Here is a 24,541-nt window from a genome sequence, read left to right as displayed (position 1 = left end):
GTCCGCGAATCCTACGCACAGGTGATCACCTACCTGAACAAGGTCGGGCTATCGGCCCGGGATCCTTTCGAGTGCCCGATGATCTCCGGTTACCGCGTCAGCGCATAGTTCAGGCTGAAGCAGCAAAGAGCTAGGATCCCTTGCCACCAAAGGCAAGGGTTCCTAGCTCTTTCCCGTCTGCGTCAAGGACAAGCATCTTTTCGCCGTCCTCCAGCTTGGCGGAGGCAGCGCGCGAGAGCCAGTCATCCACGCCTTCGCAGAACATCTTGGTCGAAGCCAGCGCGGCGAATTCCAGGTCTTCGGATGCGCTCCAGGTACCGGCGAGGCGGTTGCAGCCATCGCTGCCGGTGATCTTGCCGTCTTCGGCAAGCTCCAGCCACGGCTGGCCTTGCTCCTTGCTGCCCCACAAGCCGACCGGATCCTGGAGTATCACGCTGGTCTCGCTTTCAGTTGGCTGGCTGGCGCCCGGCTCGCCCGGGGTCGCCCCGCAGGCGGCAACACCAAAAGCCAAAGACAGTGCCGCGGTGCGCAGGAAGAATCGCTTCATATCCCCCAGCCTAGGTCTTCGGCCCACCCGCTGGCCAGTACCGGATTACGGCTGGGAGTCTACTGGCTGGGTAGGCTCCTTCGGCCCGACAACCTCGATTGCCCCGGTCACCGTACGCTGCACGCCGGTGCTGACGGGAACGACTTCTTCGGCAACTGGCTTGCTGCGGGCAGCATGGCTATGGCGCAGATCAAGGATACCGACCAGCAAGGTGGCCAGGACCAAGAGGGAAATGGCAGCGAATGAGAGCGCCATGGCGATCGAGTACCCGGCTACGTGGTTCATGCCGTAGAAGACAGCGGTAATCACCGCAATGCCCACCGCAGTGCCCACGCGCTGGGAAGTCTGCATCAAGCCGCCGGCACTGCCGGAGTTGGCCACGGGAACTTCCATGAGGGTCAGCGCCTGGTTAGGCGAAATAATGAAGCCCTGGGCTACGCCGATGAAGGCCAGCGAAAGCAGCATCCACCAGATGTTCAGCAGCCCGCGATCCTCCAGGACCACCACGGCAATGGTGGCCAGCAGGCCGAACAGGGCGCTGAGAATGCCGCCGATGACCATTTTTCGCCCCACGGTCATGACATAGCGTCCGGCGATGTCGGAGCTGAAGGCGGAGAGCAGGGCCGCGGGAAGGCAGATCAGCCCTGCCTGCAGGGCACTGAAACCCTGGGATTGCTGGACGTAAATGGCCACCAGCACCCAGACGCTGGAAACACCCATGAAGTACAGGCCCGCAATGAGCGTGCCGTTGGTGAAGCTGCGGATCTTGAACAGGGCCAATTCCACCATTGGTTCGCGCCCGAGCTTCTTGTACTTCTTCTCCCACCAGACCCAGAGCACCATGACCAGCACTGCCAAGGCCAGCAGCGACCAGAGCCATGGGGTTTCGCGGCCCTGGACGAATGGCAGGAGCAGGGCGAAAATGCCAACCGCCAGCAGGAGGCCGCCAACCGGGTCCAGATCCACCTTGCCCGCTGGCTTGTTGAACAGCGGCTTGGGCAGCCACAGCAGCGCCAGGACAATAGCCAGCACGCCGACCGGGACGTTGATCAAGAAGGTGGCGCGCCAGCCGGCGTCTTCGCCAAACCAGTTGATCAGCAATCCGCCCAGCACCGGCCCAATAGCTACCGAGAAGCCGACGGCGGTGCCCAGCAGCCCGTAGGCCCGGCCACGGGCCGCGCCACGGAAGTGCTGCTGGATCATGCCCATCACTTGGGGGTTGAGCAGGCCCGAGCCAACGCCCATGATGAAGCGGGCAATGTTCAATACCAGTGGATCCGCGGCCAGCCCTGCGAGGATGCTGGCGGCTGTGAAGATCGCCAAACCCGCCACGAACATCACGCCACGGCCCAGCAGGTCGCCGGCGCGTCCGGCAGCAACCAGAACCACGCCGAAGGTCAGCGCATATCCGGCCAATACCCACTGCAGGTCCGCTTCGGTGGCATGCAGGGTGGAACCGATGGCAGGAAGAACCACGTTGACGATGCTGACCGAAACCAGCGACATGAACATCGCTGCCAGCAGCACGCCCAGCAATCGCCATCGCGCTCCGGCCGAGAGTTCTTCAGCAATTGGTACCGGATGCTGCTTGCTCTGGGACATGGGCCAACTTTCAAACGAATTCCAGGCCGCACAATCCTGCGGTCCTTCAACCTACAGCGTTGGCCAGCTGGCTAATATTCCCTGTCGAGGTGCTTATTTCACTCTTTGTGGTCTTCGGCGGCCCGGTTGAGCTCGAGCATCTGCGCAATAGCCAGCAACCGCAACTCGACGACTTCCCCGAAAAGGTCATCGCTGTCCTGCTGCGGCAGCTCGAGCGCTTGGCGTGCCAGCGGTGTCGGAACTTCCGGGTAGGCGTCAAGCAATTGGACCGGCACCAGCGAGCTCACGTAGTCCGGGCTGTCCTTCGAGCGGCGGTCATAGTAGTAATCCACATGCATCACGAAACCCAGGACATCCCGTTCCAGGGCGCGGACCATGGCCACTGCCTGCTTGAGCGTCAGGCCGATATCCACGAAGAAGGCGAGGATCCGTTCCATCAATTCATTGCGGAACGGGCCGGGCTCCACCTTGAGCTTTTCGTCGAGCGTCAATTGCGAGGCCCGGGGGTAGGCCCGGTAGGCCCGGCGCGTCGCGTTGTACGCTTCGGTCACCCCGAGCTTCCAGTCGTTGCAGTCGAACTCGATCAGCGGATTGATCGAGATGAAGCGCCCCACCGCCAGGTTGATGACTTCTTGGCGATCCGCCACGTAGTTGTACAACGCCCGCGGGGTGACATTGAATTCGGCCGCAAGACGGTGCATGGTCAGCGCGTCGTAGCCCTCGGCACCGGCGATTTCCAGAGCCTTCTGGGCCAGCTGCTCTTTGCTCAGGGACTGGAATTCAGAGTCCTTGCGCGGGCGTCCGCGACCACGTTTTGTCGGTTCAGGAGAGGAATTTTCCTTATTCTCGGCCATGTCACGAGGATATACGCATTTTCTCTGTAAATTCCCATTAAGCGCCTACAAGTATTGAAACTCCTAAAACAGGGCCAGCAATTTCCTGGCTCGTTCGTGCCACATGCCGGCAGCTAGCGCGAGATGTCCTACGGCGAAGCTCATGCTGCCAGCCAGCCACGGCCAGGCCAGGACCGCCCCGTAGGTTCCTGGCAGCGCAGCGACGAATCCAGCGGCCATCACCAGCAGGCCAGCTGCGACCAGCGCAATATGAGCCAGCTTCCAGCGGAAGGGCAACAGCATCGCCAGCACGGCCAGCAGCGCGGCCGGAGCCAGGATCAGCCATGGCGCAGCGCTGAAGCTGGCCAGGCCTTGGTAGCTGGCATACCCCAGGACCAGGATCAGCAGCACCGCCGCGCACACCAGCCAGCCGGGCCCGGGGCTTGCCATGGAACCGCGCATCATCAGCAGCGGGGTGAAAACCTGTGCCCAGAGCAGCACGGTCACCGGAATGAAAAAGAGCGAGAGCTGTCCGCCACCGGCCGCGCAGATAACGGTCATGATCACAGCCCCGACGATGTGGATGGTGGTGCCGGCACTATTGGGCAGCCACAAGGGAACCAGGCTGAGGATGACCGGAATGAACGCCAGCCAAATCAGCTGGGATCCGATCAGCAATTCGAGTTGCCCCAGCAGCCCGGCAACTCCCCCGGCAACAAAGCCGAAGCTCTGTTCGTTGGCCAAGGCGGCTTGCGGCGGGGCGAAAAGCACCACCATCAGGGTCAGCAGTGCGAGAGCGAAAATTGGCCACGCCAGAATACGCGTCAAGAAGTACTTGCCGCTGCCCACTTCCAGGGCTTCGGGCTCATGGCGTTCGAATTTGAGCGCGCGCGAGGCAGGCTCGCCGAGCAAGCGGATCAAATCGCTCTTGCGGCGACCGCCGCCAGGCAGGCGGAGAATCTCCTGCTTGGTGGTTTCAATGACTTCGTTGCGTTCTTGCAAAGACAAGAAATCCAGCGCACGGCGAAGTTGCTCCAGGTAGTTGCGGGCGGCGCGCGGCAAGTAGGGCTTCATGCCTTTTACTCTACGTGCTCCGGCCCATGGGCTGACGCAGGCAAAATGGGGCAACGCCAGTGGCGTTGCCCCATCTGCCCGAAGCGGTCAGTTGCTGCGGGCTACTTGCCTGCGCCGGCGGTCAGGCCGCCGACAATGTACTTCTGCAAGAACAGGAACAATGCCATCACCGGGATCGCTGCCAGTACCGCACCGGCAGCGAAGACCGACCAGTTGGAGGTGAATTCCTCCGAGACGTAGGAGTACAGTCCCACAGCCAGCGTCTGGTTCTCCGGGGAGACCAGGATGACCGAGGCGATCACGAAGTCCGAGGTGCTGGAGATGAAGGACAGCAGGCCCACGACGGCCAGGATCGGTGCCACCAGGCGCAGGATCATGGTGAAGAAGATGCGGGCATGGCCAGCACCATCGATCTTCGCCGCTTCATCGATTTCCACCGGAATGGTGTTGAAGAAGCCGTACATCAGATAGGTGTTCACACCCAGTGCCCCGCCCAGGTACACCATGATCAATGCGATCTGGTTATCGATGCCCAAGACCGGGAAGACATCTCCCAGCGAGGTGAGCAGGATGAAGATCGCCACTACGGCCAGCAACTGCGGGAAGATCTGCACAATCAGCAAGCTGACCAGGCCCACGCGGCGGCCGGTGAAGCGCATCCGCGAGAAGCTGTAGGCAGCCAAGGCGCCGAGGAACACCGAAGCGGCCGCCGTGGTCAGGCCGATCACCAAGGTGTTGATGAACCAGGCGCCGAAGGGACGCTGCTGATTCTGGAACAGCTCCACATAGCTGTTGAAGCCGATGGTGGTGAACAATCCGTTGGAAGACAGCAGGGTTCCATTGGGGTTCAGCGAGGCCGAGAGCACGTAGAGCAGCGGGAAGGCCGCATAGATGCACAGGGCCACGCCGATCAGGTGGCGCCAGCCGGTGGAGGCGAACCATTTGCCCAGGCCCTGGCGCCCCGCGCGTCCCTTGGGTGCGCCGGCTACCGGCCTGCCGGTGATTTCGGTGCTCATTAGTTCAGCTCCTCCAGTGCCTTGGTCTGCTTGAAACTGATAATCGAGATGATCGCGACGATCACGAAAATGATGATGGAGAAGGCGCTGGCCAGCCCATAGTCGCGCTGGGAGCCAACGAAGGCCACCTTGTAGACCATGGAGATCAGGATGTCGGTGGATCCCACGTTCAGTCCTGCATCCTGCACGCGCGGCCCGCCTTCGGTGAGCATGTAGATCACGTTGAAGTTGTTGAAGTTGAAGGCGAAGGAGCTGATCAGCAGCGGAGCCACCGAGACCAGCAGCAGCGGCAGCTTGATCAACCGGAAGATCTGGAACGGCTTCGCCCCGTCGATGGTGGCCGCTTCGGAGAGTTCATTCGGAATGGACTGCAGCGCCCCGGTGCAGACCAGGAACATGTACGGGAATCCGAGCCACAGATTCACCCAGAGCACGGAGAACTTCGCCAGCCACGGGTCGGTCAGCCAAGGGATCTGCGCTCCGCCCAGGAGCACCTGGTTGACGAACCCGAAGTCGCGGTTGAGCATGCCGGCCCAGACCAGCCCGCCCAGGAACGCAGGGAATGCGTAAGGCAGGATCGAGATGACGCGGTAGACCTTCCGCCCCTTCATGCGCATGTCGTTGAAGACAATCGCCAGGAACAGCCCGAGGAAGAAGGTGGTCGCCACCGACAGGAAGGCGAAGGCGAAGGTCCACACGGTGACAGAGAACAGGGCGTTGCGGATCGAGGAATCGGTGACCGCACGGGTGAAGTTCTCGAAGCCCACGTTGATGGACCAGCCGGGCATCAGCTGCGAGCCGTCCTGCGCGGTATACGCGCCCACGCCGGTGTCCCGGTACACCACGCCGGTCTTCTGATCGGTCATGGTGTCCGCGGCTTCATCATGCTTGATGGAGGAAGTGTACTGGTAGGCGGTGCGGCCATCGCTGGTGCGCAAGGTGCCATCTGCCGGGTTCTCGGTGAATGGAACGGCCAGCGAGGTGACTTCCTGCTGGCGGCCCAGCAAATCGGCGAAAGCCAGTTCGGAGTAGTCCCCCAGGCCAGCGGGGTCTACCGGGGCGAAAGGATCATCCGCATCGCCGAGCAGCTGCTGGCCATCGCGCTCAATGAGCATCGCCAGCCCGTCTTGCCCCTCGAGGATGGACACCGGGTAGCCGGCTGATCCCTCGACGCGGTTCTGGTTGGATTGCAGCAGCGCGCTGATCGCGTCATCCTTATCCGAGTTGTGCCCCGAACCGTAGTTGGTGAAGGCGATATACCCGGTGTAGCCGATCACGAAGACCTGGAAGATCAGCAGGAAGATGGTGCCCGGCAGCAGGTACTTTGCCGGCAGCCATCCGCGCTTGAAGTAGACCACGTTGATCAGCACGGTAATGGCCGCGATCACCGCGGCGATCGCCCAGGCTTCGCGCCCCAGTGCGGTGAAGACCGCGAAGAGCGCGGTCGCATCGACGATCGCCACCAGGATGATCTTGGCGAGCATGGCGCCAGTGGAGGTACTGGTGGCGTTGGCGAAGCGCCTGGCTGCCGGTGACAGCTTGGGCTTCGTCTCCTCGGTGCCGGGTTGCGGCCCTTGGCGGGCGGTCTTTGTCATCTTCCAGATGTCCCTGTCGATCAAGTGCAGTTAGCGCTGGTGAATTGCAGGCGCTGGGGCCCGGAGGAGTTCCTCCCGGCCCCAGCGCCCATCGTTGTGCCTGGTGGCAGGCGTTCCTACTTCGAGATGGCCTTTTCGATGTCCGAGGTCATCTGCTTCCAGCGCTTGGCCGGATCAGCCTTGCCGGTGATGATCTCGGCCTCGGCTACGCCCCAGAACTCCCATACGGCAGCCATTTCCGGGATGTTCGGCATTGGCACGCCGTTGGCGCCGACCTCGCCGAAGGCAGCGATGGTTTCATCGGCCTTGGCCGCTTCGAATGCCGCCTTGTTTGCCGGCGGGCGGTTGCCTACCTCGTACAGTTCGGTCTGGACTTCTTCGGTGCCGATGTAGTTGGTCAGGAATTCGGTAGCGGCCAGCAGGTTCTCGGTCTTCGCGGAAACGAAGAAACCCTGCACGGCGACGAATGGCTGGGCCTGCTCGCCACCGGCCGATGGAATCGGGTCGATTTCCAGGTTGATTTCAGCTTCTTCTACTGCTTCCACGTTCCATGGACCGGTCAGGAAGAATGGCGAGTCGCCGGAGACGAACTTCTCCTTGGCAATGTCCCCGTCGAGGCTGGTCTTCAGGTTGCCTTCTTCGCCCTCTTCAGCCAGCCACTTGGCGAATTCGATGCCGCCCTCGTTGCCGATCTGCAGATCTGCCGGGTCATAGGCGCCCGTATCATCGGTGCCGAACACCGGTGCGCCGAAGGAGGTCTGGAACGGGTAGGCGTGGAATGGATCGCCGACATCAGAGACCTGGACCAGGAATGGGAATTCGGTGCCGGCCTTCTCGCCGGCGGCAATCATGTCATCGAAGCTCTTTGGAGCTTCCTTGACCAGATCCGCATTGCGCAGCAGGGCCAGGTTCTCGGTGGCGTAGGGAACGCCGTAGGTGTTGCCCTCGTAGCTCATGGCGTTGACCGCGACGTCCTGGAACTCGCCGGCCTTGTCGCCCAGCTCAACTGGCTGGACTACGCCGTTGTTGACCAGGTTGCCCAACCAGTCGTGGGCGCCGATGGTGATATCCGGGCCCTTGCCGGTTGGAACCTGGCGCAGGAAGTCTTCCTGGATCTTGGAGAAGTCCTTGATCACGAGGTCCACCTTGACCCCGGACTGCTTCTCGAAGTCAGCTGCTGCATCCTTGAGCACTGGCTCGCGGTTGGCGTCGACCCAGACGGTCAGCTTGCCGCCGGAGGCAGCTGCCGGCGAGGATTGCGCCGCTGCGGGGCTGGAGGAAACTGCTGGCGTGTTGGAGCCAGACCCGCCGCAGGCGGTGAGCGAGAGTGCGGCAATGGCCGTCAGTGCTCCGCCGAGAAGCCAAGGGTGCTTATTCACCTTCATGGGATGTCCTTTCGTGACAACTGTGTCATCAGGGACCGGGTCGGCCGCGATTTCCGCTGGGCCTGCCGGTCGGGTCTTTAGTGGTGCGAGTAACACATTGATTGTAAGCGTTTACAGCGTGGCACAGATCATGAAAATTGACAACAACGCCGATAAAAATCAGTTTTTATCGGCCGAGGCTCGAATTCAGACCTCACCATGGAACGAAGGCTTTGAAGCATAATTGCAAGCGTTTACAAACTGTGGTGAATCATTTATCGTTACCGTCATGACTTCAATTCGTTCAGTAGCTGATTCCCTTGTGCAATCCGAAGACTCGCAGTGGTGGCGCTCCTCGGTGATCTACCAGATCTACCCGCGCTCCTTCGCCGATTCCAATGGCGATGGGATGGGTGATCTGCGCGGAATTACCGAACGCCTGGAAAGCATCGCGCAGCTTTCGGTCGACGCGGTTTGGCTTTCGCCATTCTTCACTTCCCCGCAAAAGGACGCCGGATACGACGTGTCGGACTACTGCGATGTGGATCCGCTGTTTGGAACCCTGGAGGACTACGACGCGATGGTGGCCAAGGCCCACGCATTGGGCCTGCGCGTCATCATCGACCTGGTTCCGAACCACTGCTCGGACCAGCACCCGTGGTTCCAGGAAGCACTCAAGGCCGCGCCCGGCTCCCCCGAACGCGACCGCTTCATCTTCAAGGACACCCCGGCAACCGGGCTCCCGAATAATTGGGATTCAGTCTTCGGCGGCCCCATGTGGACCGAAACCACGAATCCTGATGGCAGCGCCGGCCAGTCCTACCTGCATATCTTCGACTCCTCGCAGCCGGACTTCAACTGGCACAACGAGGAAGTGCGCGCGATGTTCCGCGACGTCCTGCGCTTCTGGCTGGACCGGGGCACCGACGGCTTCCGCGTTGACGTGGCCCACGGGCTGATCAAGGCCGAGGGCTTGCCGGACTTCACCCCGGACCCATCCGGTGCCTCCATGGGCGGCACCGACGAACTGGCTCCGTGGTGGGGCCAGGATGGCGTGCATGAGATCTACCGCGACTGGCGCAAGGTCATGGACGAGTACGACGGCGAGCGCGTGCTGTGCGCCGAGGCTTGGGTCAATCCCCTGTCGCTGATGGCCAAGTGGGTGCGCGAGGACGAGATGCACCAGGCTTTCAACTTCCCTTATCTCTCTTGCGACTTCGATGCCCAGCAGATCCGCGAGACCATCGACCAGTCTCTGGAGGAGTTCGGCAAGGTCGGCGCCCCGAGCACCTGGGTGCTCTCCAACCATGACGTGGTGCGCCATGCGACCCGCTTGGCGCTGACCGATGAGAACCCGCAGGGCGAGGGCATCGGCCTGAACACCCCGAACCTGCCGGAGGCTGCCGTGGGATTGCGTCGCGCTCGTGCTTCCAGCGCGTTGATGCTGGCCCTGCCAGGTGGCGCCTACATCTACCAGGGCGAAGAGCTGGGCCTGCCAGAAGCCGTTGAACTGCCAGATGAGGCGCGCCAGGATCCTACCTGGTTGCGCACCAATGGCGAGCGCTACGGGCGTGACGGCTGCCGGGTGCCCTTGCCCTGGGAAAGCGGCAAGCCCGCTTTCGGCTTCAGCGCGACCGGTGAAAGCTGGCTGCCGCAGCCGGCAGGCTGGGACTCCTACGCCCGCGATGCGCAGGTCGATGACCAGTCCTCCACGCTGAACCTGTACCGCCGCCTGTTGCAGCTGCGCCAGGATCATGCACTGGGCACCGGCACCCTGGATTGGGTCGAAGGCACCGGAGATGATGTTCTGGCTTTCGCCAACGGCACTGTGCTGGTCGTGGCCAACTACGCTGCAACTGCACAGCCTTTGCCTGCCGGTGCGCAGGGCGCCACCGAACTGGTGCGCAGCCAAAGCGAGATTTCGGCGGAATCGGGAATGATTCCGGGCGAAACCACGCTCTGGTTCCAGTTGCCGTAGCCGGCAATCTGCTGACCGGCTGCAGCCGCACCGGGTAATGTTGGGCAGGAGCCGTGGCCAGGGGAAGGAATTTCCCCTAGCCACGGCTGTGCCTATGAAGGAAGGAAGAGAAGTGGCCGGGATCAAAGACGTCGCACAAGCCGCTGGCGTATCCATTGCCACCGTCTCGCGCGCATTATCTGGCCGGGGTTCTGTCTCCGCGTCCGCGCAGGAGGCTGTGCAGCGCGCCGCCACCGAGCTGGGCTATGTGGTCTCATCTTCCGCGTCCGGGCTGGCCTCGGGACGCACCCGCAACATCGGCGTGCTCGTTCCGGTGATCAACCACTGGTTCTATGCCTGCGTGCTGGAAGGCATTTCCAGCCGCTTGATGGACGAGGGCTATGACACCACCCTCTATCAGCTGACCAAGGACCGCACCCAGCGCGAGAAGATCTTCTCCGATTTCCTGCTGCGCCAGCGCGTGGATGCGGTGATCGCGGTCAACGTCGAGTTGGCGGGGGACGAGGTCCAGGCGCTGCTGGCCATGGACAAGCCCCTGGTTGGCGTGGGAGGACCGCTTCCCGGTGTGCCGACCCTGCACGTGAATGACGAAGCGATTTCTGCCCTCGCGACCGGGCACCTCATCTCCCTGGGCCATGAACGCATTGGCTTCATCGGCGGCAACGCGGAAACCGATGTGGATTTCATGGTGCCCACCCACCGCCGCACCGGCTACGAGCGGGCGCTGGCCGAGGCTGGACTTGAACTGGATGAGTCGCTGTTCGCCAGCGCGGACTTCTCCATGGCCCAGGGCTACGCGGTGGCCAAGCAGCTGCTGGGCAACCCGGCATCCCGACCGACGGCAGTGTTCGCAGCCAGTGATGAAATGGCCATTGGCGCGATCCTGGCCGCCCGCGATCTCGGTTTGCAGCTGCCACATGACCTGTCGGTCATCGGCGTGGACAATCACGACCTGGCCGAGCTCTTCGGCTTGACCACCGTCGAGCAGCGTCCGCATGAGCAGGGGCAGCTGGCGGTTGCCATGCTGCTGCGTGCTATCCGTGGCCAGGAACCGGCGCAGGCCCACGAGTTGGGCCATCGGCTGATCGTGCGTTCCTCCACCACCCGCCCCGCCCAGTAACCTGGCCAGGCAGTCGGGTCCCGCATGCCGGCGGCCTAGGCGCAATGGATGGCGGTGGCCGGACGTCGGCCGTGCAGCAAACTGCCCGCTGCATCCGCCTGCTGATCGCCAAACCACCGGTCGCCAGACGCGCAAATGCCCGCGCGGGCCAGGATCGCTTGATCCCTTGCCTGCGCGGGCATTATGCTGCCGCGAATCTAGTGCGCCACGCGCGAGTCGGCCTGTTCGCCCTCAATTTCTTCCACGTGCAGGTTGCGTCCACGGGTCTCGCCCACCCAGAGCACCGCTGCCACGGAAATGATGGTCAGCACCATGATGTAGATGGCAATCGAGATCGAAGAGCCTGTGGTCTCCAGCAGGATCTGCGCCACGGTGGCCGCGAAGGCACCGCCCAGAATAGCGCCAATGGCGTAGCCAATGGAGATGCCCGAGTAGCGGATCTGCGCCGGGAACATCTCCGCGTACATCGCCGACTGCGGACCGTAGGACAAGCCCAGGCCAACGGTCAGCACGAAGATCGCAATGGTGTACAGCACGATGTTTCCGGTGTCGACCATCAGGAACATCGGGATCATCCAGATGAACACCAGCGCGTAGCCGATCACGAAGGTATTGCGGCGCCCGATCTTGTCCGAGAGCCAGCCGCCGACCAGGGTGAAGATCAGCCAGCCCACCGAACCGATGGTAGTAGCCAGGAGGATCGGTGCCACCGGCATCTCGAGGACCTTGGTGGTGTAGGAAATGAAGAACGCGATCACCAGGTAGCCGGCGGCGTTGTTCGAGATGAAGATCAGCGCGGCCTGCAGGACCTGCTTGGAATGGCTGGTCATCAGCTCGCGCAGCGGGGTGTGCTCGGAAGCCTTGCGCTGGGCGAGCTGCTTGAAGACCGGGGATTCCTCGACCGCACGGCGGATCATGTAGCCCACGAAGATCAGCGCAATGGAGAGCAGGAACGGAATGCGCCAGCCCCATGCGGCGAACTCTTCCGGGCTCATCGCAACGCGCAGGATGTAGAGCAGGCCGGTAGCCAGGATCATGCCGATGGGCACGCCGATCTGCGGGTAGGCGCCGAAGTAGCCGCGGCGATCCTTCGGTGCGTGCTCTACCGCCATCAAGGCTGCACCGCCCCATTCGCCACCGGCCGAGAAGCCCTGGACTACGCGCAGGAGCACCAGCAGGATTGGCGCGGCCACGCCGATGGACGCGTAGGTTGGCAGCAGGCCGATGGCCGCGGTGGCAACGCCCATGAGGATCAGGGTGAGCACCAGGATGCGCTTGCGTCCGTAGCGGTCGCCCAGGTGGCCGGCAACCACTGCGCCCAGGGGACGGAAGAAGAAGGAGATGCCGATCATTGCGAAAGAAAGGATCTGCGCGACACCCGGATTCGACTGCCCCAGGGGCTCGAGGAACAACGGGGTCAGCAGGGTCGCGGTGAGCTGGGCGAAAATGAAGAAGTCGTACCACTCAATGGTGGTGCCCACCAGGGTGCCGGCAAGAACCCGGCGCTCCTCCTGGGTGCGAGTGACAGTCGATGACATGAGTTGGCCTTTTGCGAGTTGTTTACCGACCGTTCGGACGGTTTATGTCGCACACCATCATATGCCCACAGTGAAGCAGATCACAAGATCTATCCAAATCGTGACCAGCTCCAGCCAGGCGCCCTCTCCCGCAATGGGCTGGGAATTCGGTGTTCTAATAGAGAACGACTAAAATCGGATATAGATCACCGACCGCTTGGTCCCCAGATTCACTACGAAGGCCCTCGACGACGTTCCAGCAGCGCCGCACGCCAGATTGAAGAGCAATGCCTACCTCCCAGACGCTTTCGCGTGGAATCCGCGTCCTTGAAATCGTCGCCAATTCCCCGGTCAACCTTTCCATCGCGGAAATCGCCGCGAAACTGGAAGTCCACCGCTCCATTGCCTACCGCATCATCCGCACCCTGGAGCAGCATCACCTGCTCAACCGCGACGAGGCCGGGCACATCCGTTCCGCTTCCGGCTTGGCCGTGCTCGCCCGCTCGGTCCAGCGCGACCTGCAGGCGGCCGCCACCCCGGAACTCACCGCGCTGGCCAACGAGCTGTCGATGACTGCTTTCGTAGCCGTCTGGGAACACGACCTGTGCACCACCTTGCAGTCGGTCTCCCCGTTGAACTCCCAGCGCGCGATCGTCCATCGCCCGGGCTCGGTGCACGGCATGGATGTGGGAGCAGCCGGCATCGCGATCCAGTCGCGCTATGCCAAGGCCGAGTGGGATGCCCTGGACACGGGCATCGAGTACCGCGAAGCTGCCGTCGCGGCCCGGATTGACGGCTATGCCACCAGCGAGAATGAAGTCATCCAGGGCGTGACGTCCATTGCCGTTCCGATCCAGCATTCCGGGCAAACCCCGGCGGCCTTGGCCGTCGTCTTCGCCGCCAGCACGGTCGGCGGGTACGAGCGCATGATCGAGGAACTCAAGCACGCAGCGGCGCGCATCAGCGAAAAGCTCGCGCACTAGCAATTCCCGGCGGGGAAAGAAGCATCCCGTTGCCCTTCGCCTGCTGGGCGAGGTGCAACGGGATGCTTCTTATCCAGCTTTGCTGGCCGGCCGCAAGATGCGCAGAGTTCTTGCCCTAGCGGACGCGGGCCAGCGTCGGGGACTTCGCGACAACGATCTTCATCGCCACAGCGGCCAGGAAGATCACCAGTGCGCCACCGGTGGAGACCCAGAAGGCGCCGAGGTAGCCCAGGGTCTCGGCGAAGACGCCGGCCAAGCCGTTTCCGATCGCGGTTCCCACAACAATGCCGGCAGAGAGCATGGTCATCACGGTGGACAGGCGCTGCGGCGGAGCGACTTCGCCGCCCAGGGTCATGACCGTGACGATCACCGGCCCTACCGCAAATCCTGCGATGAACAGGGCAACCAGCATCAGCGGGACATTGCCGGCCACGTGCAGGCCGAAGCTGAGCACGGTCAGTGCTGCGCCGCACAGGATCCAGCGGTTGATCTGCTTGAAGGCCTGCGGCCAAGCGGCCACGGAGATCGCGGCAATCGCGCTGGAGAAGCCCATGGCGCCATAGAGCAGGCCGCCGGAGTTGGAATCGCCCTGCGCCCCGGCAAAGGCCAGGGTACCGGCCGCCGAGGAACCGAAGACCGTGCCCAGCGCCATCATGCCCAGGACCAGGGCACCGATCGCGGCAACCTGCGCGCCGCTGATCGAGACCTTGGGAGTGTGCTCGGCGGTTCTCGCCGGCTTCACCGCATTGCCGGTACGGTGCGAGGCGAACACCGGCACCAGCACCAGGGTCAGCAGGGCGGCAAGGTAGAGCGGCAGCACCGGATCCACCAGGGAGGCCAGCAGGCCCACGGCAACCGGGCCGAAGACGAAGCCCAGTTCATCGAACATGGACTCCAGGCTCAGTGCCGCCGAAAGGACCTTGTGGTTCTTCTTCTGCTGGCGGGTGATTGCAATCCAGCGGACGCGGGACATCGGGCCGACCTGCGGGCCGGTAGCACCGGCGGCCAGGCACATGATCGAGAGCAAGGCCGCGGACATGTCCGGTCCCGAATCGGCAAACAGCGTCAGGGCAACCAGCAGGATGGTGTGGATGACCGCGACAGTGGTCAATACCGGGCGCTGGCCCACCCGGTCAGCCAGATAGCCGATGCTCGGACCGCCAATGGCGGACCCCAGGCCAACCATGGCCGCGGCCAAGCCGCCCATGGCATATGAGCCGGTGGTAGCAGTTACCAGGGTCATGGACCCGATGGTGAGCATCGCCAGTGGGAGGCGTGCAAGGAAAGTAAGCGGCAGGAAGGGTGCTCCCACCAAAGGAACTAACGCGGAGTATCCGGACATCTTCTCGGATTCCTCACTGTTTTCCTTCGACAAAGTAGGCTGAGTCAACAAAACTCCATGAAGAAGCGTGCGTCGTCCCACACCCCCCGACGCACAAAATTTCCCAGGCATGCCTGATGGCACTACTTTCAAGATAGCTACTGCCCTGGGGCAAGTCCAATCTATCCAGCCAAGATCACAGTGCCATCGCGTTCAATGGTGGAACCGTGCTGGGTCTTGCTGACCGAAATCCGATTGGTGATGCGCTGCTTCATTTCTGCCACGTGGGAGACCAAGCCGATGGTGCGGCCCCCGGCACGCAAGTTTTCCAGCGCCTGCATGACTTCTTCCAGCGTCTCGGCATCCAGCGAACCGAAGCCTTCATCGACGAAGAGCGTCTGCATGTCCACTGCCCCGGAATGGTGCGAAATGACATCCGCCAGGCCCAGTGCCAGGGCCAGCGAGGCCATGAAGGTCTCGCCTCCGGAGAGCGTCTGGGTCTCCCGGCGCTTCCCGGTCCACGAATCGAGCACCTGCAGCCCCAACCCGGACTTCGAATTGCCCTGCTTGGAATCATCATGGTGCAGCGAGTAGCGGCCGCCGGACATCATGCCCAGGCGCTGCGTTGCGGCGATGGCCACTTCCTCCAGCCGGGCAGCGAGCACATAGGTGCTCAGCGTCATCTTGTAGAGGTTCTCTCCCCCGCCACGAATCACTTCAGCCAATCCGCGCAGCCGGCGGTAGGCTTCGATGACCGGGCCTGCCTCGGTCCGCTGGCGTTCAAGATCAGTGGCTGCTTGCTCGTGGCGAACGAGCTGGGTCTGCGCCAGCACTTCTTGTTCCCGCGCCGCTTCGAAGCGTTCTTCGGCGAGGGAAGAGAGCAGCTTCGCTTCGGCAATCCCTTCTTCGCTTGGCCCTTCCACACCCTGCGCGGATAATTCCTGGGCCTTGCGGCAGTCCTGCGACGCTTCAAGCGTGGCAATGGCACTGGCCAGGTCGGCATCGGCACGCTGCAGCTGGCGCAGGCGCTCGCGTTCGGCGCTGTCCAGCAAGGCGGCCTCGAAGGCAGCCGGATTCTCGAAACCGGCGGCCGTGCGCTGGCTATTCCAGGTGGCCTCGGCCTTCTCCAGCGCCTCGCCCGCCTCGAGGAAACGGCGCAGGTTCTGCACCGCACTGGCCAAGCCCTGGGACGTAGCGGACAGCTGCGCCACAAGTTCGGCCAGGTTCTCCCGGCCTTGGCGCAGCTGCTCCAGCTTGGCGTCGAGTTCTGCCAGCTGGGTTTGCAGGGACTGCGCACGCTGCTTCGCGGTGGCGTGCTCGAGTACCGCCTGGGATGCCCGCGCGTTCTGCTGCTCGGTACGCTGGCGCACCACGTCCAGCTTTGCCACGCGGGCAGCGATTTCTCCTTGCTGCTTCTGCTCCCGTTCCAGCCCGGCCTGCGCCGTGGCAAACTCCGTCCGCAGGTCCGCGACCGGGGCATCGCCAGCGGCTTCCTGCGCGGCCTGGAACTTGGCCATCAGGGTGTCGCGCGCCTGCGCGGCCCGTTGCCCGGCAGCTCTTGCCGCAGCCACCGCGGCTTCCAGCGCCTGGATCTGCTCATCGTCGATCAGCGGCGCATCGGCATCCGCCCGGGCCGGGGCGGGATGCTCTTGCGCACCGCAGACCAGGCACGGTTGCCCGTCTTCCAGTGCGGCAGCCAATCGCAAAGCGCTCTGGGCCAGCTGCTCGGTACGCAGGTCAAGCAAGGTATTGGCTACGCCTACAATCTCCAGCTCTTGTGCGCTGGACTGCTCCCGTGCGGCCAGCGCCTGCTTCTCCAGGGTGTCGCGCTCGGTGGCATGCTGGATCCTGGTCTCCAGCCCCTTCACCTGTTCCTTGGCCTGCTGGACCTTGCCGCCGGCGGCTACCTGGTCGAGGTCCGCGGCTTCCAGCGCAGCACGTTCGGCCTTGAGCAAGGCAACTTCGGCTTCGGCCTGGGCACGGGTCTCTTCCTGCGCAGCGGCCAGTTCGGCGGCCTTGCGTGCCTGGCCGCCCAGGACGCCGCGGCGCTTTTCATCGTCCAGGCCCGCCTTGGCCACCGCTAGTTCTTCGGCCGCTTGCTGCGCCGGCAGGCGCAGCTGCTCCAGACCGGCAGCGTCGGCGCTGGGGTCCAGCCCCTGTTCGGTTTCAAGCCACAGCTTGCTGTCCAGCCAGGTTGCCTTGGCTTGCTCCTGGGCGACGGATGCCTCCTGGAGCTGGGCCTGGTAGGCACGCACCGCGCCTGCCTTGGCATCGCTGTCCAAGCGCGCGGCAGCCGCTGCGGCCGCTTCATGGTTCTGGGCATAGCCGGCCTGCATGCCGCGCAGCTCGGCCAGGCGCGCGAAGATCCGGCGGCGTTCCTCCAGGGCCTGCGCCTGCTCGCGGGTGCGGGTCATCTCGGTGCGCAGTTTGGCCGCTTCTAGGGCCGAGTCCCGGTGAACCGCCGCGATCCGGCGGTGATAGCCGGCGAACTGCTCGGCACTGCTCAGGTCCACCGCCGCGGCCTGTCCAGCGCCATCGGCGTCGGCGTCGGCGTTCGCTTCGCCGTCGGCCTCGGCGGGCTCATCGCTGGCTTCGCGGCCAGCGAGGAACGCCCGGGCAGCGGAATGGATGGCCTCTTCGCTGGCGCTCAGGCGTGCTTCCAGGCTCTCGGTTTTCTTGCGCTCTTCGGCCAGCCGAGCGGCGAATTCATCCTCGATCCGCGCATAGCCGCTGGTATCGAAGAGATTCGCCAGGAGATCTTCGCGGTCCTTGGCCTTGGCCCGCAGGAAGTCCGCAAAGCCGCCCTGCGGCAGCATGACTACCTTGGTGAACTGCTCGCGGTCCAGACCCAGCAGGCTGCCCAGGACGTGGCCCACCTCGTCGTTGCGGGTGGACAGTTCCTTCCAGCCCGAACCGGTGAACTCGCGCAGGAAGCTGGCGGCCTTCTGCTCAGTGGTCTTGTTCTTGCCGCGCTTGGATGGGCGCATCCAGGCCGGCGAACGGGTGACCTCGAAGCGCCGGTCGCCGATGGTCAGCTCGCAGACCACTTCCGGAGCCAAACCGGCCGGGGCATGGTCCGAACGGATCTGCCGGCTGCCGGCGCGGCTTCCGGGCAGCGCACCGTACAGGGCGTAGCAGATCGCATCCAGGATGCTGGACTTGCCGGCACCGGTGGGGCCATCAAGCAGGAACAGTCCGCCTTCGGCCAATTCATCGAAGTCGATCTCTTCGGTGCCTGCGAAGGGCCCGAACGCCTGGATCTGGAGTTTGTGGATTCTCACTGGCTGGCCTGTGCCTCTCGGGTGGCTTGGATGACGGCGCCGATGACTTCCCGTTCCAGTTCATCGGCCGCGCGTTCGCGCACATGTTCCATAAAGTCCCCCACCACTTGTTCGGTGCTGGCGGCCTTGGCCATGCGCTCGGCATAGCTCGCCGGCTTGGCATCCCCGCCGGCATGATCGGGGGCGAAATTCAGCACCACGGTGTCGGGGAAACGGGTTCGAATCGTTGCCATCGCGTCGGCGGGGCGCTCGCTATCGGTCAGCGTGACCTGGCACCATGAATCGACGGCGGATTCCAGTTCCGGATCCGCCAGGAGCTCAGCGAGCTTGCCCTTGAGGATGGCCAATTTCTTCGGCACCGGAAGCAGGACTTCCTGCACGGACTCTATGCCCCGGGCGTTGGTGTCGATCAGCCATACGCCCTTGCGCTGCGTTGCCTCGGAGAAGGAGTATGCCAGCGGAGAGCCCGAATAGCGCACGTGCTCCTTGACCTTCTGCCGTCCATGCAGGTGCCCCAGCGCCGAGTAGTCGAAGCGCTCGAAAAGCTCTGCCGGAACCACGTCGAGGTTGCCGGTGCTCAGCTCGCGTTCGGAGTCGCTGCCGTAGCCGCCGGCGGCGAACAGGTGGGCCATCGCGATGGAAACTACCGGTTTTTCCCCTGCCCGCAGTTGCGCAAGATCTTCTTCGATCTGCGCGATGGCCGCACGGACCACCGCTTCGTGGCTGGCCTTTTCCACGCCCAGGCGTTCCATCACCATGCGCGGTTCCAGGTACGGGATGCCGTAGATGGCCACCCGGTGATCGCCGGCATCGTGGATAACCGGCAGCAGCATGCGCTGGAGGTCGGCGATGATGTGCACCCCGGCGCTGTCCAGGAGCTCTGCGCCGAAGCCCAGACGGGAGGCCGAGTCGTGGTTGCCGCTGGTGACCACGACGGCGGCCCCGGTGGCGCGCAGCTCGCGCAGCACCCAGTTGCACAACTGGACGGCATCCACATGCGGCAGCGCGCGGTCGTAGATGTCACCGGAAATCAGCACCGCATCAACCTGCTGATTAATCGTGATATCGATGATTTCCTGCAGCACTGCGCGCTGCGCTTCGATCAGGGAGGCCCCGTGGAAGGTCCGTCCCAAATGCCAGTCCGAGGTGTGAAGCAATCGCATGTGTCCAACCTTATGCAATGCCGCGGACAACTTGGACATTAGAATGGTGATGTGAATGAAACCGGTGAAACTGCACTCCTGCCAGAGAACTACTCAGACAAGGTGTTTGCGATCCTCCTCGGCCTAGCCGATGGCGCAACCCACGCCCGTGACGAAATTGACCCCGGGGCCACCGAAATCCTCCCGCTCTACCTGGCCGACGGCCTGCTGGAAGCGCTGGAATGGGCCAACGACGGTGTCGCCAGCGACGAAGCGGCCTGCATGTGGCTTGCGGCCCTGCGCGGCTACAGCAAGATCGCCGGCTCCTTCCCGGAACGCGCCCCGCAACCGCTGGGCCGCTGGATCGACAAGGAATTCGCCAACGTCGAGATCTTCGAGAAGATCCTGGACGGCGATCCGCAGAACCTCGCCGGCCTGGACAGCCCCGACATGGGACAGCCGGGGCGTCCCACCGGCGCTGGCGCCGACTCCACCGGCGTGCTGCCGCGTGCCGCGATTGCCGCGCTGCTGGCTCGGGTCCCTGTGGGCACCACCGAGACCCTGGCCCGTTCGGCCGCCTTCCTGACCCACGACGACCAGGCGGCCAAGACCGCCATTGCCGCGGCGAAGATCATCCGCTCGGCCATGGAACGCTCCGAGGCCGCCACCGGCGAATGGGCCGAGCTGCTCGTTGGCCTGCAGGGCCCGTCGGCCGATGCGCTGCGCGAGGTGGCCACCAGGATCGCCGAGAACATCTCGCTGTCCCCCGAAGAGGCCTACGCGGCGTACTTCGGCGAGCATGCCGCCGAGCAAGACGCGGAATCGGACATCGAGGCCGCCCCGGCGGCAACCGCCGAAGAAGAAGCCAGCCGAGATCCCGAGGTCGACGCCTACGCTGTAGCGCTGCTGGCTGCCATCTACGGCACCGAAGCCGTCGGCGAGCGCCCCGCGAGCGCACTGGATGACATCATCTCCGAGCTGCATGACCGCTGGATGGCGCTGCTGGTCTAGGAACCGCCCCCAGAAAAAAATGGCAGAAGCCCGGCCGGCACAGATTCGATCTGTGCCGGCCGGGCTTCTGCGGTTTGCTAGGCGGTCAGGCCGAACCCGCCAACCATCTGCATGAACTCGCCTTCGGAGATGATGCTGACCCGCTGGCCCTTTTCGCGCAGCCGGAGTACGTGCTTGGCCTTGTTGGTCAGCCGCCCGTTGGCCAGATCCTCCGGGACGAAGCCGTCTCCGACGACCAGCGCCGTGGTGGCGCGGGTGACCCGCGAGGCGGTCTGCGCGCCGTGTTCGGCGGCCAGTTCCTTGGCCTTGGGGCGCGGCATGGACAGGTTGCCGGTGAACACCATGATCTGGCCGAACAGCGGATGGCTGGGATCCGCGTTGTCGCTCGGCTTCGGGTTCGGCCCTTCCTGCGGCCAGTTGTTGAAGGAATCCTGCGGCGGCAACGGGTTGCCTGCAGCCAGCCAGCCTTGGGCGTCGCGGGTGGCGCGGGACAGTTCGTGGCCTGGCTGCCACGGCTGGGTCAGGCTCAGCCGGACGCCATAGTGGTCTGCCGTCTCCAACACGGACTGCTGTCCGCTGCGCCCGGCGATATCGATCATTGCCCAGGCACAGGCCACAGCATCAGCCAGGGCCTCGTGGTGGTTTTCGATAGGGTGCCCGGCTTCTTCGGCAACGAACGGCAGCGAGTAGCTGGGCAGATCGTAGGCCTTGCGGGAGAGCTTGACGGTGCACAGGTGCGCAATTTCCGGTACCGGCAGTTCGCCGGCTTCGCACGCCGCGCGGATCACTCCGGAATCGAACGAAGAATTGTGGGCCACCAGCACGTCGGATCCGATGAATTCCAGCAGTTCCGGAATCCTGTCGGTCACCCGTGGCGCGGCGCTCACCATGTCGGGGGTGATGTGGTGGATCGAGACGTTGCGCGGGTCGAAGTGGTCGAAGCCTGCCGGCGGCTGCATGAGCCACTGTTCGGTTTCGACGATTTGCCCGGAGCGTACCTTGACCAGGCCCACCGAACAGGCGGAGCCGATAAAACCGTTTGCTGTCTCAAAATCTACTGCTGTGAAGTCCAATGCCACGCCCAATAGCTTACTCGCTTAATCGCTGGCACCGGCATGCGTGACATTCGCGCACCGTGCACCGCGCGGTGACCGCCGGGCGATAACGTGCCAATAATTCGCTGCAATCCGATTTTGACCTGTATCGATCAAGTTATCGGCGGCCTGGCTGGCTTGGGCGCAAGGCAGGGCATCTCACAATCATCAGCCGGCCGCATTGAGCGAGTCGAACCCTGCACGCAGGGAACTCAGTGCCCGAACAGCTCCTCGTAATACTCGCTGAGCGCCGGATAGTAATCGGCCTCGAAGTCCACGCTGTCGGCATCGGCTCCGTTCACCACGGCTGCCAGGCGGTCCAGGTAGTAGTCCCAGCCCGGCCCGACGGAGCCGGCGAGCTGCGGGTCAAGGCCCGGCATCCGGAAGACCAGGGAACTGCCCTCGCCGCAGGACTGCACCGCGAGCTCCAGCCGCCAGGCCGAGGGGCCTGTTCCAAGTTGCACCTGCAGGTGGTGCATGCACGGATCGCAACGCAGGATTTCGACTCGTTCGGTGGGTGAACCGTCCTCGAGCAGCATCACTACGTCCACCGCGCCGCGCTCCGGGTCCCCGTGCCATGGGCCATACCAGAGCGCCAAGCACTGGGAGTCAGCCAGATAGCGCCAGATCCTGCTCGGGGATTGGGTGAACTCGCGGCGCAATTCCAGCGCTCCGTCTGCGGTTCGAATTCCGGTCGGCGAGGCGCTCATGATTTCTCTCCTGGGTTGCTCCCCTGCCGCCGCGGCACGGGCGGCTCCAGCGCCTTCACCGGCAGTCATTGAAGAATAGCAAATCGCGGTCCCGGGCCGCTGGGCGCCTTCTTGCAAAAGCAGGCACCGGTTCCCTTCCCCCAAGGGAAAGGGAACCGGTGCCCATATGCCCTGCATTTCGGACCCGGGCTAGGCGGTTGCCTTGCGCAAGGTGAGATAGGATCCTCCTGCCATCAGCAGGGCCACCAGGCCGCCCCACAGCGTGATCCCCGCGGCGGTCCAGTTCAAGGCCCAGCTCCAGAACTGGTCCCAGTAATTGCCGAAGGTGAACAAGGCGATGATTCCCAGCACCACCACACCCAGCAGGGTGAAGAAAACCACCATGCCCGTGGTGCGCCACCTCATGTAGATGGTCGCTATCAGGAAGCCGACCATGAACAGCAGCACCATCAGCACGAAGTAGAACAGGATCTGGACCAGCCAGTTGTTATCCGCAATCCATTGCAGGGCGAAGAACTGGCCGCCCATGCCCCAACCACCGGTGGCGACTTCCAGCAATCCAATCAGGTAGTAGAACACCGACAGAACCAGTGCGCAGACGGAGAACAGTGCCACGGTTCCCAGATAGAAGGTACGCCGCGAAATGCTCATGGCCATGGAGAACGGGAAAGTCAGCGTCAGCGCCTGGATGCCCAGGGCCAAGAAGTACCACATCGGCGCTTGGGCGCCACCGCTGTACAGCCCTTCGTCGCTGCCGTTGCGCCGGACCAGCCACCAGATGGCCAGTGTGAAGAGGAACGATCCACCCAGGATTATCAGCGGGATTCCAATGAAAGTGGCTTTGTTGATCAGTTGCATGCGGGCGACTTTGATGATGCGGTTCATTTTCTTGCCTCCGTCCGTTCGTCGATCCCTGTTTCGGTGGTGCTGCTCAAGGCGCTGCGGACTACCAGTTGCTGCAGCGACACCGGACTCAGGTCCAGGCCCATGAGCTTCGCTTGTTCGCGCTGCTCCGAATCCAGCTTGGCCTTGATGGTGACGCTGGCCAGGGCGCCGAGTGCATCACGATGGATTATCTGCGCGGAGCCGATGAATTCCTGGACCTTGGCGTCCTCGCCAGTTACCGTTACCGCTGTGCCGCGCAGCTCTTCGGCATCCGAGTCGATGACGATTCGCCCCTTGTCGATCACGATGACGTGTTCGAGCAGGTTGGCGACTTCATCGATCAGGTGGCTGGAGAGCACGATGGTGCGTGGATATTCCGCGAAGTCTTCGACGAGGCGGTCATAGAAGATCTGCCGCGCTACCGCGTCCAGGCCGAGGTAGGGTTCGTCGAAGAACGTGATGTCCGCCCGCGAGGCCATGCCGATGATCACGCCCACCGCGGACAGCTGCCCGCGGGAGAGCTTCTTGATCCTGCGCCTGGTCGGCAGTGCGAACGCCTCGACGAGATCCTGGGCCAGTTCCTCATCCCAGTTCTCGAAGAACAGGGCTGCGGATTTGAAGGCCTGGTGGACCTTGAAGTCATCGGGGTACTTCTGGGATTCGCGGATGAAGCAGATGCGCGAGAGCGTCGGATCATGCTCGAAGGGGGCGTGGCCGAAGATTTCGGCGGTGCCTTGGTCCGCATAGTTCTGCCCGGTCAGGATGGACATGAGCGTGGTCTTGCCGGCCCCGTTCCGTCCAAGCAGCCCGTAGATACGGTCGGGTTCCAGTTCCAGGCTGACGTTGTCGAGCGCTCGCACGTCCTTGTAGGTCTTGCTCAGCTCGCGTGTGGCGATTGCTGTCGTTCGTGGCATGTCGTTCCTCCCTGCCTAGTAGAGATGTTTCAAGAATCCGAACCGGTCTTGATCATGGCGACCAGCTCATCCAGGCCAATGCCCAGCTTGGAGGCTTCTGCGGTCAATGGGGTGATGAATTGCTGTTGGAATTTCTCGCGGCGCTGTTCTCGCAGCCGCCGCGGTGCACCTTCGGTGACGAACATGCCGATCCCCCGCTTCTTGTAGAGCAGTCCGTCTTCCACGAGCCGGTTGATTCCCTTGGCTGCTGTGGCCGGATTGATCCGGTAGAACGCTGCGAATTCATTGGTTGATGGAACTTGCGCTTCTTCTGCAAGAACACCAGAGATGATGTCGTTCTCAATCAGCTCAGCAATCTGCAAGAAGATCGGTTTTGAATCATCAATCATGCTGGCTCCTCTCCGTGCTCATTTCCACTAGGTTAGTTAGTGGGTTAGTTACTCATGTAACTAACCATAGAACCTAGTTCGGTTCTGTGCAATAGCGGGGCGGCAAAATATCCACGGAAAATCCGGTACCCCAAACTGTCCGCCTCGCTATCTATGCTGGGAACT

General features: G+C 63.2%; 20 protein-coding genes and 1 pseudogene. 5 read left to right on the top strand and 16 right to left on the bottom strand.

Annotation, left to right across the window (positions count from 1 at the left end):
* A pseudogene (locus tag CQ012_RS18080) lies at positions 1-108 on the top strand (acyl-CoA desaturase); the annotation flags it as partial.
* Positions 109-130: 22 nt separating this feature from the next.
* Here the strand turns inward: CQ012_RS18080 and CQ012_RS15955 are convergent.
* The 7 genes from CQ012_RS15955 to CQ012_RS15925 all read right to left on the bottom strand — a co-directional run bounded on the left by CQ012_RS15955 (position 131) and on the right by CQ012_RS15925 (position 8,052).
* Positions 131-547: an META domain-containing protein gene (locus CQ012_RS15955; protein ID WP_105658452.1), complete on the bottom strand. Its 417-nt coding sequence runs from the start codon at positions 545-547 to the stop codon at positions 131-133.
* 45 nt (positions 548-592) lie between these two features.
* Entirely contained in the window at positions 593-2,149 is a 1,557-nt protein-coding gene (locus tag CQ012_RS15950; protein WP_105662610.1) for an MFS transporter, read from the bottom strand.
* Between the two features lie 98 nt (positions 2,150-2,247).
* Entirely contained in the window at positions 2,248-3,003 is a 756-nt protein-coding gene (locus CQ012_RS15945; protein WP_105662609.1) for a TetR/AcrR family transcriptional regulator, read from the bottom strand.
* Between the two features lie 63 nt (positions 3,004-3,066).
* On the bottom strand, positions 3,067-4,056 hold the full coding sequence (locus tag CQ012_RS15940) for a DUF1700 domain-containing protein (RefSeq protein WP_105658449.1): 990 nt from the start codon (positions 4,054-4,056) through the stop codon (positions 3,067-3,069).
* Positions 4,057-4,157: 101 nt separating this feature from the next.
* Positions 4,158-5,072 carry a sugar ABC transporter permease gene (locus tag CQ012_RS15935; protein ID WP_105658448.1) on the bottom strand — a complete coding sequence of 305 codons (915 nt, stop codon included), beginning with the start codon at positions 5,070-5,072 and terminating at the stop codon, positions 4,158-4,160.
* Positions 5,072-6,667: an ABC transporter permease subunit gene (locus tag CQ012_RS15930; protein ID WP_105662608.1), complete on the bottom strand. Its 1,596-nt coding sequence runs from the start codon at positions 6,665-6,667 to the stop codon at positions 5,072-5,074. Before CQ012_RS15930 ends, CQ012_RS15935 begins: the two co-directional genes overlap by 1 nt.
* Before the next feature lie 116 nt (positions 6,668-6,783).
* Positions 6,784-8,052: a sugar ABC transporter substrate-binding protein gene (locus tag CQ012_RS15925; protein ID WP_105658446.1), complete on the bottom strand. Its 1,269-nt coding sequence runs from the start codon at positions 8,050-8,052 to the stop codon at positions 6,784-6,786.
* Positions 8,053-8,320: 268 nt separating this feature from the next.
* Between CQ012_RS15925 and CQ012_RS15920 the strand changes: the two genes are divergently transcribed.
* Entirely contained in the window at positions 8,321-10,009 is a 1,689-nt protein-coding gene (locus CQ012_RS15920; RefSeq protein WP_105662607.1) for a glycoside hydrolase family 13 protein, read from the top strand.
* 112 nt (positions 10,010-10,121) lie between these two features.
* Positions 10,122-11,129, top strand: coding sequence for a LacI family DNA-binding transcriptional regulator (locus CQ012_RS15915; RefSeq protein WP_105658460.1), 1,008 nt, complete (start codon positions 10,122-10,124; stop codon positions 11,127-11,129).
* A gap of 197 nt (positions 11,130-11,326) precedes the next feature.
* Here CQ012_RS15915 and CQ012_RS15910 read toward each other — a convergent pair whose 3' ends face one another.
* On the bottom strand, positions 11,327-12,667 hold the full coding sequence (locus CQ012_RS15910) for an MFS transporter (RefSeq protein WP_105658444.1): 1,341 nt from the start codon (positions 12,665-12,667) through the stop codon (positions 11,327-11,329).
* 266 nt (positions 12,668-12,933) lie between these two features.
* On the opposite strand from CQ012_RS15910, the gene CQ012_RS15905 reads away from it, so the two are divergent.
* Positions 12,934-13,629, top strand: a complete 696-nt coding sequence (locus CQ012_RS15905; RefSeq protein ID WP_105658443.1) for an IclR family transcriptional regulator — start codon at positions 12,934-12,936, stop codon at positions 13,627-13,629.
* A 115-nt stretch (positions 13,630-13,744) separates the two neighbouring features.
* Here the strand turns inward: CQ012_RS15905 and CQ012_RS15900 are convergent, their stop codons facing one another.
* From CQ012_RS15900 to CQ012_RS15890, 3 genes are all read right to left on the bottom strand, one after another.
* Positions 13,745-15,019: an MFS transporter gene (locus tag CQ012_RS15900; RefSeq protein ID WP_105662606.1), complete on the bottom strand. Its 1,275-nt coding sequence runs from the start codon at positions 15,017-15,019 to the stop codon at positions 13,745-13,747.
* A 113-nt stretch (positions 15,020-15,132) separates the two neighbouring features.
* Positions 15,133-18,231, bottom strand: a complete 3,099-nt coding sequence (locus CQ012_RS15895; protein WP_105662605.1) for an AAA family ATPase — start codon at positions 18,229-18,231, stop codon at positions 15,133-15,135.
* Positions 18,228-19,394, bottom strand: coding sequence for an exonuclease SbcCD subunit D (locus CQ012_RS15890; protein WP_105662615.1), 1,167 nt, complete (start codon positions 19,392-19,394; stop codon positions 18,228-18,230). The genes CQ012_RS15895 and CQ012_RS15890 overlap by 4 nt, the downstream gene beginning before the upstream one ends.
* 51 nt (positions 19,395-19,445) lie before the next feature.
* On the opposite strand from CQ012_RS15890, the gene CQ012_RS15885 reads away from it, so the two are divergent.
* Positions 19,446-20,384, top strand: coding sequence for a hypothetical protein (locus tag CQ012_RS15885; protein WP_105658439.1), 939 nt, complete (start codon positions 19,446-19,448; stop codon positions 20,382-20,384).
* A 77-nt stretch (positions 20,385-20,461) separates the two neighbouring features.
* Here the strand turns inward: CQ012_RS15885 and CQ012_RS15880 are convergent, their stop codons facing one another.
* The 5 genes from CQ012_RS15880 to CQ012_RS15855 all read right to left on the bottom strand — a co-directional run bounded on the left by CQ012_RS15880 (position 20,462) and on the right by CQ012_RS15855 (position 24,376).
* A complete protein-coding gene (locus CQ012_RS15880; RefSeq protein ID WP_105658459.1) occupies positions 20,462-21,463 on the bottom strand; it encodes a 3'-5' exonuclease in 1,002 nt (333 codons plus the stop codon).
* 227 nt (positions 21,464-21,690) lie between these two features.
* Positions 21,691-22,188 (bottom strand): SRPBCC family protein, encoded by a 498-nt coding sequence (locus tag CQ012_RS15875; protein WP_181149086.1) that lies wholly within the window; start codon positions 22,186-22,188, stop codon positions 21,691-21,693.
* Between the two features lie 189 nt (positions 22,189-22,377).
* A complete protein-coding gene (locus CQ012_RS15865) occupies positions 22,378-23,073 on the bottom strand; it encodes a hypothetical protein (protein ID WP_105662602.1) in 696 nt (231 codons plus the stop codon).
* Positions 23,070-23,987, bottom strand: coding sequence for an ABC transporter ATP-binding protein (locus CQ012_RS15860; RefSeq protein ID WP_105662601.1), 918 nt, complete (start codon positions 23,985-23,987; stop codon positions 23,070-23,072). Before CQ012_RS15860 ends, CQ012_RS15865 begins: the two co-directional genes overlap by 4 nt.
* Before the next feature lie 29 nt (positions 23,988-24,016).
* Entirely contained in the window at positions 24,017-24,376 is a 360-nt protein-coding gene (locus CQ012_RS15855; RefSeq protein ID WP_181148913.1) for a GntR family transcriptional regulator, read from the bottom strand.
* Positions 24,377-24,541: the final 165 nt, after the last annotated feature.

Source organism: Arthrobacter sp. MYb214, assembly GCF_002979865.1.
Classification (GTDB): Bacteria; Actinomycetota; Actinomycetes; order Actinomycetales; family Micrococcaceae; genus Glutamicibacter.
This window is presented reverse-complemented; position numbering and strand designations above follow the sequence as displayed.

What these genes read in the sequence shown, in the direction of transcription:
- CQ012_RS15955 (WP_105658452.1), bottom strand. Translation starts at nt 547, where the DNA reads ATGAAGCGATTCTTCCTGCGCACCGCGGCACTGTCTTTGGCTTTTGGT.
- CQ012_RS15950 (WP_105662610.1), bottom strand. Translation starts at nt 2,149, where the DNA reads ATGTCCCAGAGCAAGCAGCATCCGGTACCAATTGCTGAAGAACTCTCG.
- CQ012_RS15945 (WP_105662609.1), bottom strand. Translation starts at nt 3,003, where the DNA reads ATGGCCGAGAATAAGGAAAATTCCTCTCCTGAACCGACAAAACGTGGT.
- CQ012_RS15940 (WP_105658449.1), bottom strand. Translation starts at nt 4,056, where the DNA reads ATGAAGCCCTACTTGCCGCGCGCCGCCCGCAACTACCTGGAGCAACTT.
- CQ012_RS15935 (WP_105658448.1), bottom strand. Translation starts at nt 5,072, where the DNA reads ATGAGCACCGAAATCACCGGCAGGCCGGTAGCCGGCGCACCCAAGGGA.
- CQ012_RS15930 (WP_105662608.1), bottom strand. Translation starts at nt 6,667, where the DNA reads ATGACAAAGACCGCCCGCCAAGGGCCGCAACCCGGCACCGAGGAGACG.
- CQ012_RS15925 (WP_105658446.1), bottom strand. Translation starts at nt 8,052, where the DNA reads ATGAAGGTGAATAAGCACCCTTGGCTTCTCGGCGGAGCACTGACGGCC.
- CQ012_RS15920 (WP_105662607.1), top strand. Translation starts at nt 8,321, where the DNA reads ATGACTTCAATTCGTTCAGTAGCTGATTCCCTTGTGCAATCCGAAGAC.
- CQ012_RS15910 (WP_105658444.1), bottom strand. Translation starts at nt 12,667, where the DNA reads ATGTCATCGACTGTCACTCGCACCCAGGAGGAGCGCCGGGTTCTTGCC.
- CQ012_RS15905 (WP_105658443.1), top strand. Translation starts at nt 12,934, where the DNA reads ATGCCTACCTCCCAGACGCTTTCGCGTGGAATCCGCGTCCTTGAAATC.
- CQ012_RS15890 (WP_105662615.1), bottom strand. Translation starts at nt 19,394, where the DNA reads ATGCGATTGCTTCACACCTCGGACTGGCATTTGGGACGGACCTTCCAC.
- CQ012_RS15875 (WP_181149086.1), bottom strand. Translation starts at nt 22,188, where the DNA reads ATGAGCGCCTCGCCGACCGGAATTCGAACCGCAGACGGAGCGCTGGAA.
- CQ012_RS15865 (WP_105662602.1), bottom strand. Translation starts at nt 23,073, where the DNA reads ATGAACCGCATCATCAAAGTCGCCCGCATGCAACTGATCAACAAAGCC.
- CQ012_RS15860 (WP_105662601.1), bottom strand. Translation starts at nt 23,987, where the DNA reads ATGCCACGAACGACAGCAATCGCCACACGCGAGCTGAGCAAGACCTAC.
- CQ012_RS15855 (WP_181148913.1), bottom strand. Translation starts at nt 24,376, where the DNA reads ATGATTGATGATTCAAAACCGATCTTCTTGCAGATTGCTGAGCTGATT.